This window comes from Streptomyces cupreus, assembly GCF_014257025.1.
Taxonomy (GTDB): Bacteria; Actinomycetota; Actinomycetes; order Streptomycetales; family Streptomycetaceae; genus Streptomyces; species Streptomyces cupreus.
This window is the reverse complement of the sequence record NZ_JACMSF010000122.1, coordinates 1-9,492: the sequence shown is the minus strand read 5'-3', so window position 1 is coordinate 9,492 and position 9,492 is coordinate 1. Positions and strand designations below refer to the sequence as shown.

The 9,492-nt window shown below is 66.4% G+C and carries 11 protein-coding genes and 2 pseudogenes; 8 read left to right on the top strand and 5 right to left on the bottom strand.

Translation table 11 applies throughout. The annotated features are described in order from the left end of the window. Positions 1-36: 36 nt before the first annotated feature. Positions 37-625, bottom strand: a pseudogene (locus tag H4N64_RS46150) (transposase); the annotation flags it as partial. 22 nt (positions 626-647) lie between these two features. Continuing rightward, positions 648-1,004 carry a hypothetical protein gene (locus H4N64_RS43365; RefSeq protein WP_186288133.1) on the bottom strand — a complete coding sequence of 119 codons (357 nt, stop codon included), beginning with the start codon at positions 1,002-1,004 and terminating at the stop codon, positions 648-650. Between the two features lie 120 nt (positions 1,005-1,124). Between H4N64_RS43365 and H4N64_RS43360 the strand changes: the two genes are divergently transcribed. Then, positions 1,125-1,322, top strand: a complete 198-nt coding sequence (locus H4N64_RS43360; protein WP_186288132.1) for a hypothetical protein — start codon at positions 1,125-1,127, stop codon at positions 1,320-1,322. 123 nt (positions 1,323-1,445) lie between these two features. Here the strand turns inward: H4N64_RS43360 and H4N64_RS43355 are convergent, their stop codons facing one another. Continuing rightward, complete coding sequence (locus tag H4N64_RS43355; protein ID WP_186288131.1) at positions 1,446-2,030, bottom strand: YrhB domain-containing protein; 585 nt, start codon at positions 2,028-2,030, stop codon at positions 1,446-1,448. 2 nt (positions 2,031-2,032) lie between these two features. Between H4N64_RS43355 and H4N64_RS47155 the strand changes: the two genes are divergently transcribed. Beyond that, the gene (locus tag H4N64_RS47155; protein ID WP_260860398.1) at positions 2,033-2,794 is read left to right on the top strand and encodes a Pycsar system effector family protein; all 762 of its coding nucleotides are present in this window, start codon (positions 2,033-2,035) and stop codon (positions 2,792-2,794) included. Between the two features lie 262 nt (positions 2,795-3,056). Further along, positions 3,057-3,770 carry an AAA family ATPase gene (locus H4N64_RS43345; protein WP_186288130.1) on the top strand — a complete coding sequence of 238 codons (714 nt, stop codon included), beginning with the start codon at positions 3,057-3,059 and terminating at the stop codon, positions 3,768-3,770. 724 nt (positions 3,771-4,494) lie between these two features. On the opposite strand, the gene H4N64_RS46140 is transcribed toward H4N64_RS43345, so the two are convergent. Beyond that, on the bottom strand, positions 4,495-4,617 hold the full coding sequence (locus tag H4N64_RS46140) for a hypothetical protein (RefSeq protein ID WP_260860396.1): 123 nt from the start codon (positions 4,615-4,617) through the stop codon (positions 4,495-4,497). A gap of 760 nt (positions 4,618-5,377) precedes the next feature. Between H4N64_RS46140 and H4N64_RS43340 the strand changes: the two genes are divergently transcribed. After that, positions 5,378-5,533 (top strand): hypothetical protein, encoded by a 156-nt coding sequence (locus H4N64_RS43340; protein WP_186288129.1) that lies wholly within the window; start codon positions 5,378-5,380, stop codon positions 5,531-5,533. Positions 5,534-5,771: 238 nt separating this feature from the next. Beyond that, positions 5,772-6,710, top strand: a complete 939-nt coding sequence (locus tag H4N64_RS43335; RefSeq protein WP_186288128.1) for an ADP-ribosylglycohydrolase family protein — start codon at positions 5,772-5,774, stop codon at positions 6,708-6,710. Between the two features lie 581 nt (positions 6,711-7,291). Here the strand turns inward: H4N64_RS43335 and H4N64_RS46640 are convergent. Continuing rightward, positions 7,292-7,369, bottom strand: a pseudogene (locus H4N64_RS46640) (helix-turn-helix domain-containing protein); the annotation flags it as partial. Positions 7,370-7,908: 539 nt separating this feature from the next. Here H4N64_RS46640 and H4N64_RS43330 point away from each other — a divergent pair. From H4N64_RS43330 to H4N64_RS43320, 3 genes are all read left to right on the top strand, one after another. Further along, positions 7,909-8,586, top strand: a complete 678-nt coding sequence (locus H4N64_RS43330) for a GGDEF domain-containing protein (protein ID WP_186288127.1) — start codon at positions 7,909-7,911, stop codon at positions 8,584-8,586. Further along, on the top strand, positions 8,583-8,732 hold the full coding sequence (locus tag H4N64_RS43325; RefSeq protein WP_186288135.1) for an ASCH domain-containing protein: 150 nt from the start codon (positions 8,583-8,585) through the stop codon (positions 8,730-8,732). Before H4N64_RS43330 ends, H4N64_RS43325 begins: the two co-directional genes overlap by 4 nt. A 133-nt stretch (positions 8,733-8,865) precedes the next feature. Beyond that, a partial coding sequence (locus H4N64_RS43320) for a hypothetical protein (protein WP_186288126.1) occupies positions 8,866-9,492 on the top strand: 627 nt, incomplete at its 3' end.

The window sequence follows — 9,492 nt, the reverse complement described above, 5'->3', positions numbered from 1 at the left end:
CCGTTCTCGTGGACAAAGCCAGGCGCACTCTGCCCGCTAGGCGGCGGTGACCTCAGGTTGCTCCGGCGAAGGTGGGAAGGCGAATGTCTCGTCAGAGAGATGACCGTGCTGCAGGCAGTGATAGAGCTGGCCGATCAAGCGATTGAAGAGATTGCGCAATGCGGCTGCGTGCCGGTCTCCGTGCTGATCACGTCGTCGGCGGCGGTCATTTTTCACACGGCGGCGGGTGATGCTCGACTTCTTGCGGGAGGCCCTGGTGATGGGCGAGGAGCCCGCGTAAGCCTTGAGGCCGCGGGGCGTGAGCGAATCGGGAGCGGTCATCTCCAATCTCGGCGAGCACTCGGGCGGCGAGCTGGACGCCGAGTCCCGGGAAGCTCAACATCACTTCAGCGACCGGGTGCTGAGGGAAAACTTCCTCCACCGCCTTGGCGAGGTCGTCGGCCGCAGTACAGGCGGCCTCAAGTTGGATGAGGAGGGCGAGCATCTGCTGGCCGAGTGCGTCCTCGACGAGCGGCGGCTGGTGAGCGTATTCGGCGCGGAAGATCTCGCGGAGCCGCTCGGTCTCAGCTTCGATGCCCCGCTGGCGGCCGACCTTCCCGAGGATGCTGGCGAGCCGTTGGGGAGTTCGTGGCCGACTGGCCAAGGCGTCAGGGCCTGAGCTTGTTCAGCTGAGGGTCGAAGCAGACCAGTCCCATGGACTGCGCAACGTCAGCTGCGAAGGCGGAGGCCTCCTCGGCCATGCTCCATCGCATCGGGAAGTAGATCAGCGGACCCCGGGCCTCGCCGATCAACGGCCCGGTCGACCAAGGCGAGGTGTCGTCGTCGTCCTCGGTCAGGTCACACCAACGCTCAAGGAGCGCGGCGACATAAGCCGCGATGCGCTCAGTCGGAGGCCGGCCAACCTCCGCATCGATGAGGCGGTCATAGAGGTCATTGAAGGCCCGACCCGCGGCCTTGTCGTCCGCTGGTCTCTCGCCTTCCCAGACGGCCAAGTCGTAGCTCATGCCCGCGAGGCTCTCACACCACACTGACAACCAGGCGAGAGCAGCCGAAGCCATCATTCCGGGCGAATCCGCGTGCCTCCCTGGGCGATAACCCACCCTCGCCAGCGCATTCCCGGCCAGGTGGCCTGCAGATTCTGCAAACCGCTGGTTTCGGTCTACAAGCGCAACCAGGCCCCTGAAGGCCTCGCCACCCAACGGCAGTTGCGTGCGATGGGCCTCAGCTACGGCGGCCTGGATGTGGTCGCCGAAGTTGAGACCCTCGGCCCGAAGAGCGGCTACCTCTACGAGATCGCCAAGGCGAGGCAGGTCCGGCGATGACGCTCGGCCTGGAGTACGCGCTCGACAGGGCCGTGGCCGCTCGCCAGACCTGCCCCAAGTGCGGCCGCCGCTACGGCTGCCCGAAATGGGCCATATTGCATCCGATGCCGACTGGCTTTCCAGTCATCCCTGGGGTCTCTGACCGGCTCGGATCGCCGCCCCGCTCAGAATCGTCTCTACAGCGAGTACCGGGTTGAGAGGCTCCACGAGCTCTTTGGTGGCGACGGCCACGAGACGCGCGGGTACATCACCGTCCAGCAAGGCGCTCACGTATTCGATGGCCTCCGCAGGCGAGAGCACAGGAAGCCTCTGGCGCAGCGTCCGCACAGCGTGCATGCGTCCGCGCGCAGCGGCGACTTCGCACAGCGCATCGTGTAGATCGTCTACTGCGGTGCGCACCAGCAGCCCACGTATCCGGGCTCGATAGTCGGCCTCCCACTCCCCGGTTACCGCGGAGACGACGCCGATCCGGTGCAGTCCGCCGTCGACACGGTCGACCAGGTACGGCCCGTTACCGGCCAGCATGAACTCCGGGTTCCGGGTGCGTACGAACTCCTCGGAGGTCCAGGAGACGATCCACACCAGCTCGTGCTCCTTGACGTCGAGCACAGCCATCCGCATCGCGTCCGTACCCGCAGCCCGCCACTGCTGATAGTCGCGCTCCAGCTGGTCCTCGACAGCCTGAACGGCGGCCTCTCGCTCGATCACGCATGCAGCTTCCCTCACGGACCCCTCTCTCGACCAACAATTTCGCACGGCCCAGGGTCACGGACGAAGGGGCTGACGGACCTTCTTGGCCAGGAATACGACAGCCATGGAACAAGTGCTCTGCGCCAGTATCCAAAAAGCTCGGATGCTGCCTGGGGTGCTTCGACGGCACGCCAGTGGACCCCCAGCAGCTACATCGCGTCCACCGCCCCGAGCTCTCACGGGCTGGTCGCCTGATCTCGGCAGCGCCCCGCCCGCTGACACCCCAACTCCCCTTCGCCTTCCACAAGGAGAACCCTGCTCATGACGACCGTCACGGTCCCGCCCACCGTCGCCGACAAGAACCTGGACACCGCGCGCCTGCGTCGTCAACGAGATCGGACGCACGGACGGAGGCCTCCTTACTGCTTGCCTTCAACGGCGCCGTCCTCGCCGGCCTCGCATCCGTCGCCGACAATGACCTGCCGCCGGTGACGAAAGCCTTCGGCGCCCTCGCCGTTCTCGCCCTGGGCGCGGCCGCCGTACTGCTGCTCCTGGTCGTCAGCCCCCGCCTGCGCGGCGACGACCGGGCTTCTTTCCCGCATTGGGCATGCCTGGACGAAGACGAGATCCGAGCCTGCATGGACGGCGACACCCGAGCCGCCCGCATCCGGGTCCTTTCGATCCTCGCTGTACGGAAGTTCACCCAACTGCAGCGTGCGGTCGACCTCTCGCTCGCAGCACTGGCCCTGCTCGCGCTTGCCGCCGTCGGCCTCGCGCTGTGACGGGGCCGCGGTGACCCGCCTGGAACGCGTCTACTGAAAGGACCTGATGCAACCGCTGATCCTGCCCGCCGTTGCGCCGCCCACTTCCTGCCTGTGGGTGACATGCCCCGGCAGGTCGCCGACCCTGATGTGACGACGCAGCACAGTTGGCAAATGGAGGTGCCGGACTGCCCTAGTCAGAAGGTTGTGGCGCTTCGTAGTTGGCAGGAGTGACGCAGGTTATGCGCACGTACGCTTTCCGAGTCCAGGCGACACTGGTTGCGTGATTATCGAACGCGCGTATGTCCATCTCCCCTCGTACGACGAGGAAACCTGGCCTTGGACGGTGCCCTGCGTCCGACAGCTAGTCAGCGAAGGGCTGCGGTTCACCGCACCGGTGACCTTTCTGGTCGGTGAGAACGGCTCGGGGAAGTCGACCCTGGTCGAGGCGCTGGCGGAGGGGTTCGGCCTGGACTCCTACGGCGGCTCCCACGATTGGCGCTACGCTTCCCCGCGCGGCAAGTCGACCCTCGGCGAGCGTATGAAATTCGACGCCGCCTCGGGGCGCGGGCGCCGTATGGTCACCAGCTGGTCAGCCCGCAAGGGCTTCTTCCTGCGTGCCGAGACCGCGCTGGACGCCCTGGGCAGGGAGGGGTTCTCGCCGGACTATGTCAGCCATGGTGAGGGCTTTCTCGCGGCGTTCCGCGGGAAGTTCCTTCACGCCGGGCTCTATGTTCTCGACGAGCCGGAGGCAGCGCTCTCCTTCTCTTCGTGCCTCGAGCTGATCGGGCACATCGACCGGTTGGCCAAGGAGGGCGGCCAGGTCATCTGTGCCACGCACTCCCCGTTGCTGACCGCACTGCCGGGCGCGGACATCATCGAGGTCGGTGAGCACGGTATGCGGAGGGTCGCCTGGCGGGAGCTCGGCGTCGTGGATCACTGGCGCCGCTATCTCGCCGACCCGTACACCTATCTGCGGCACATCGTCGAACCGTAGGCGGTTCCCCCTCAGCCCTCGTCACATGGGCGATTGGCCGAAGCAGGGTAGTTGTCACCACCGGGGCGCACTGACCTGCTGCTTCTCGCCGACGAGGCACCGTAGTTGTCACCAGATCGGCGGGATACTTGTCACCAGCGGTGCAGACAGCGCGGTGACTGTCACCTACCACGCGGCTCTGCCGACGTGCTGAGCTGCACGGGAACCCTCGGGCAGGAACGCCGGATACTGCGCTGTCGATCTTGGTGACAGTAAGCCTGCCTTGTGACATCTATCGTGCTTTGGCTCAGCGATTGAGCCGTGACACGTTAGTTGGAACCGGAAGGGAGCAGTGACCTGCATTTCTTCGTCCAGTGGGACACTGGAGTTGGAACCGACGGGACAGTCTTGTTGGCACCTGCGGGGAGTTGTCACGCTTGTTGGAACCGGCCGCGGATCGTGCCACAGGGCCTGACCTGGCCAGGAAGCAGTTGGACGGAGACGTTCTCGCCTTCGAGCCGACGACGGTGCCAGTCCTCGTGGCGAAGTTCCAACTAACGTGTCACGGCTCAGCGATGTAGAAGACCCGGCTCTCGGCGTTTGCCACCAAGCGTGCTGATTTGCCAACTGTGCTGCGTCGTCACACCTGACATCAGCGCCGGGGCAGGGGGACGACGCCCTTGGTGTCGTTCCCCTGCACTTGATCCGGGACCGAAGCGAACGTACTGAGCTGGCGGCGCAGACGCTAGAGCTCGTCGTCCTTGGCCGCCAGGACCGACAGCAGGTGCCGGTGACGCTCCTTGAGCTGCGTGAGCTCGGTGTGGGTGCGGGCGAGCGAGCTTTCCGGTGAGCCGCTGGTTGAGATCACGCAGCCGGTCGACGGCCGCGCGGATGCGCCGCTCGATCTGGATCCCGGTGCCAAGCACCAGACCGCCCATCGCCGTGTTCCGGCCAGGGAACCGGCCGCGGAACGTCGCGTCCTCCAGCCCATCCGGGCCCAGCCCGGCCAGGCCGTAGCGGAACAGATCGGCGAAGTCCGACTCCAGGTACTGCACCTTCACGTGCGGCTTCCGCCGCCGCAGCCGGGCCCGGTTGTGCCGGGTCTCCACCAGTCGGCCCTGCACCATCCGCTTGCCGGTGGCCACCGTGAACGGCACCGCCGCGGCCAGGCCCTCACGCTCAGCCCAGTCGTAGAACCGGCTCAGCGCCGTGACCTGCAACTCCCAAGACGAGGACTCCAGCCGCTCGTCCAACCGGCCCTGACAGCCGACGGTCCGCGTACGTACCGAGCGCGGCCATTAGCTCCTGCCGCGTACCGAACACCGCGACACGGTGCCGCAGATGCGTACGCCCGCCACGAGTTCGGCGAGGGCGCCCCGCTCGACGGCAGCGTGCGAAGCCAGGAGTTCACCGCCCGCGTCGCCCGCGGGCCGCCCTCGTCCTCGAACAGGAAGTCGTCGTCGAACAGCACCCGCATCCGCTCGGGGATCAACGGCTCGCCATCGAGCCCCCAGGACTGCCAGCCCTCGGCAGAGAAGAAGTGAACCAACACGCGTCGGGACGGTAGGTCCGCGACACGACCCTCATCAACTGGTATCCCCACGTCCGATCAACGGGAGTTGAGGAATGTGAGACACGCCAAGAAAGCAGCGACAAACTGGATCCAGTCCGACCACCAGGCCGTCACCAAGCGCCAGCACGACGAGAACGAGGACCAGTCCAGCCGTGCCGGGCGTATCGCCTGCACCGTGCACGTCGCTTCTCTCGGGCTTGGCTGGATCTGAGATTCTAGGGTCGCATTGATGACCCAGGTCAACGGCTTGTGTCGATCTGGCGCGGGTGCACGACAGGTGTCGCGGACAGAGCTGCAGAGGATGCGTTGCGACGCTGTAGGCCGTACGGACTCGTGACGTCGCTGCCGGGCGGCAGTGATCGAGCGATAGGAACTGAAGCTGCCTTGGGCCTCCGATAACCGGGCGAAGAAATGGCGCGGCTGCCGTGTGACGTCGATAGCCTGCGCAGATGAAGCGTATGGAGCGAGCCCTCGCGACGGTCGTCGGCTCAGCGGTAGGCGACGCGCTGGGAGCCCCTTTCGAGTTCGGTCCGCCTGGTGCGTTCTCTGCCCGGTTCCCAAAACCCGGCAGCGGTGGCGAGATGTGCGGAGGCGGCGGTTGGGAACCGGGCGAAGCCACGGACGACACGCAGATGGCCGTTCTTGTCGCGGAGTCGCTACTGCAGCGGGATGGACTGGACTTGCCGGACATCTTTGCCCGCTTCCAGCGGTGGGCGGCAGCTGACCCCAAAGACATCGGCCTGCAAACCGAGGATGTGCTGACAAACGGCATGCCGTGGAATCTGGCCGCCGCGATTAATTTCCAGGTCAACCAGCGAGCAGCCGGTAACGGCTCTTTGATGAGGGCGTCGACGTCTGCGGTCTACTTTGCGCGCGCTGGCCAGTCGGCCACGATGGATGCCGCCCGGCGCATCGCTGCCCTTACCCACGGCGACCGCGCCGCCTGGGAAGGCACCGCCATATTCCACGAACTCATTCGCCTCAGCCTGGCCGGCGCCGACCCCCTCTGTGCCCTTCCTGACGTTCTGGATCTCGTCCATCCCGACCACCGTCAGCGATATGCAACAGTCCTTGCTGCTGACTGGCATCCCGACCAGGCAACCGAGTTCAACGGCGCAGTCTGGCCCTGCCTGGGGTCGGCGGTCTGGGCTCTGCGCAACACAACAAGGTTCGAGGACGCCATTCGCGCGGCGATTGACGTGGGCGGCGATACAGACACTGTCGCCGCGGTCACTGGAGGTCTCGCGGGCGCGTATCACGGACTGGATGCAATCCCTGCCCGCTGGACTGGGCCCTTGCATGTCCCCCTTCCGGGGTTCGGCGAACGGGTGCTGCGGCTGGCCGATCTGATCGATCTCGCGCACGGCCTCGCGGCTGCCGCGGACTGACGCGTTCAACGGTTGAGCTGTGCCATCAGCTCACGGTTTGCCGCGCGTGCCGCGGCGAGGTCTTCGTGGCGTTCCGCCAGCTCCGTGCTGAGGTCGAGGACCTACGGCTCCAGCTCGCCGATCCAGTGGGAGCGTCTCGACGTCGGCGGGGGCACCGAGTCCGAAGGCTTCCCATGCGGCCTGTCCGAGAGCTTCGGACAGGCGTCGTTCGAGCCGGGTGATGTGCGCGGACAGGCGGCCGTTGCGGGCCGTGAGGTTCGCGACTCGGCCAGCAAAGACTGGCGGCTGACCTGGGCCCCTTTGGTCGCGTCGGGCGGTGGTTCGACTGCGCGGGCGAGGACGGCCGCGTGCAGGTCGCCGTGGCGGTGGATCAGGCTGCGGTGGACGCCGGCCACGGGCGACAGAGGAGACGGTGGTCTCCTCGCCGTTCGCGGCGAGCTCGCGGCACGCGCCGCGCGCGAGGCCGGACTCGAGATCCCCCACGACCGGCCGGACGGCTGGGGTCCGTCTGCAAGGTGTCGGGCACGTCCGCATTCACCAGCACCGGCCCGTGAATGGGAAGGTGAAGACGATCAGCATCAGTGGTCGGCCAGCATCGCCCGCAAGGCCTGTTCCTGGCCAGCTGTGGGGCGCAGGAGGAACTTATACGCGCGGATCATGACCAGCTCCTCCCCTGCTTCTGTCTCCCCTGATCACGGCCGATGTGTTCACCCTACGGCCCGCCGCTGACAACGCAGTGACTTCTCCTTTCCGCGGCATCGCCCTACGGATTCGACTTCCCCACCGGCTGCTGCAGACCACCGCCGTTGTTCCGTTGAGGGGCTGGACTGTGCAGGCCGTTGCGTTGAACCGCCGAACGGCCGCCTGCGAAGCCGCGACCCACTCGCCAGGCTGCTGCGGCGCAACACGTAGAAGGGCCGGGGCCGGTAGATCCTGCATCGCCTCGGCAACGACACCGCCGTGATCCTGGGCAACCAGGAAAGCCACTTCAAGGCGATCAACGACGGACCCGGGCGCCTGGCTGGGGACGCGCTGCTGTGCGCGGCCGCCGACCGGTGGAACGACACAGCTGGATCCGTGCCGCCAACAACGGTGGCTTCGAGCTCTACAACGCCCGGGGACAGCCGCTCTGCTTGCTGGCGTCGACGGCTGTCCCGAACCCATCCATCCCGTACGAGACGAGAGGCAGACCCTCAGTATGGACTCCGTCCTGCGCTTTCAGGCCCGGATCGGGCATCGCGCACTCTTACTGACCACCGCCGCGCTGCCGTTGACCGGCTGGACCGTCCACGCCATCACCCTGCACCGGCGCCTGGCAGCCGCGAAGAAGGACCCGCTGACCGGGCTGCTGCGGCGCGACGCGTACACCGCCCGGGCCCGGCAGGTCCTGCGCAGGCACGGCGACGACACCGCCGTGGTCCTGGTCGACCAGGACCACTTCAAGGACGTCAACGACACGATGAGCCACGCGGCCGGGGACGTCGTCCTGATGGCGACCGCGGCCCGGCTCACCGCCTGGGCGGGCCCGCGCGCTGCCGTAAGCCGCCTTGGTGGTGACGAGTTCGCGATCGTGCTGGAGATGCCCGCCGCCCGCCGTGAGGTCCGCCTCGCGCAGCTGGTGCAGATGCTGCGTGTGCCGGTCACCCTGGACGACGGCCAGGTGGTGGACGTCGCCGCCTCGGTCGGCGCCGCGGCCTGCGACATCGTCGGCACCCGCGACCTGTCCGTGTTGCAGCGCGCGGCCGATGCCGCCCTCTACGAGGGCAAGCACTCCGGCCGCGCTCATCTCGCCACCGCCGCGTACGCCACATTGCCGTCCGTCAACGGGCGCCGGGCCGGCCGCCCGGGCACGAGCCTGTGGGGGCGAGTCGCATGAGCGTCGCGACCTTGCCCGAGGGCGACTGGATCCGCGGCATCACGATCCGCCAGCCCTGGGCGAACTGCATCCTCGCCGGGAAGAGCCCGGAGAACCGGCCTGTGCCCACCGTTATGGATAGCTCAGCGGTGGTTCATGGGATCTGATCTGGTGCTTTGCGTGAGGGACATGTCTGTGACGGTTGTCCCCATGATGACCCCTGAGTCCACCGCAACTGGGCGGTTCCGCAGAACTGTTGGCCTGCTGACAAATCGATCACTGAGCCGCTAGGTTCCTGCCATGGCGGAGTGGGGGATGCGCGTTGCGCGTGGTGGCTGCTGGTTCTCGTGGAAGAACTTGGAAGACCTGCTGGCGATCTTTGAGGATGCTCTGCCGACCGGTCATCTGACCGTCCGATACATGAAGAACACCCGCAAGAAGACCAGAGAAGACCTGGTCTTCAGTACCGCTGAGACACATGAGTGGGCCGACCTCGCATCGTTGCGGGCACACCTGGACAGCGAACCCCTGATTACTGAACTGCAGATCGAGCTCACCGCGCCTTCCGATCCGCAGAAAATCAGTTTCAAGATCGGCGGTGACCGCTTGGACAAGATCTTCGACTGGCCGCACATGGCCGTAGCGCGGATCGAAGGTGGATCCAAAGCATGGGAGGAAGGCGTGGCCCTTAGAGTGGGGGCAGTCTTCAACGAGGCCCGCTTCCTGGGGCGACGCCTGACCAAATGGATCAGCCGTCTGACGGAACTGTGCCTATTGATCGCTTTGTGGAGCCTGATTTACGAGCCGTCAGGGACGCCAGGAACAGTTGGGGCCAGTGCTGGGGTGATGGCTCTCGTGTTGTTCCGCACGCACTACCAGCTGACCCGGTCCATGCTCGTCAACAAGCCCGAGGGCATCAGGAAGTTC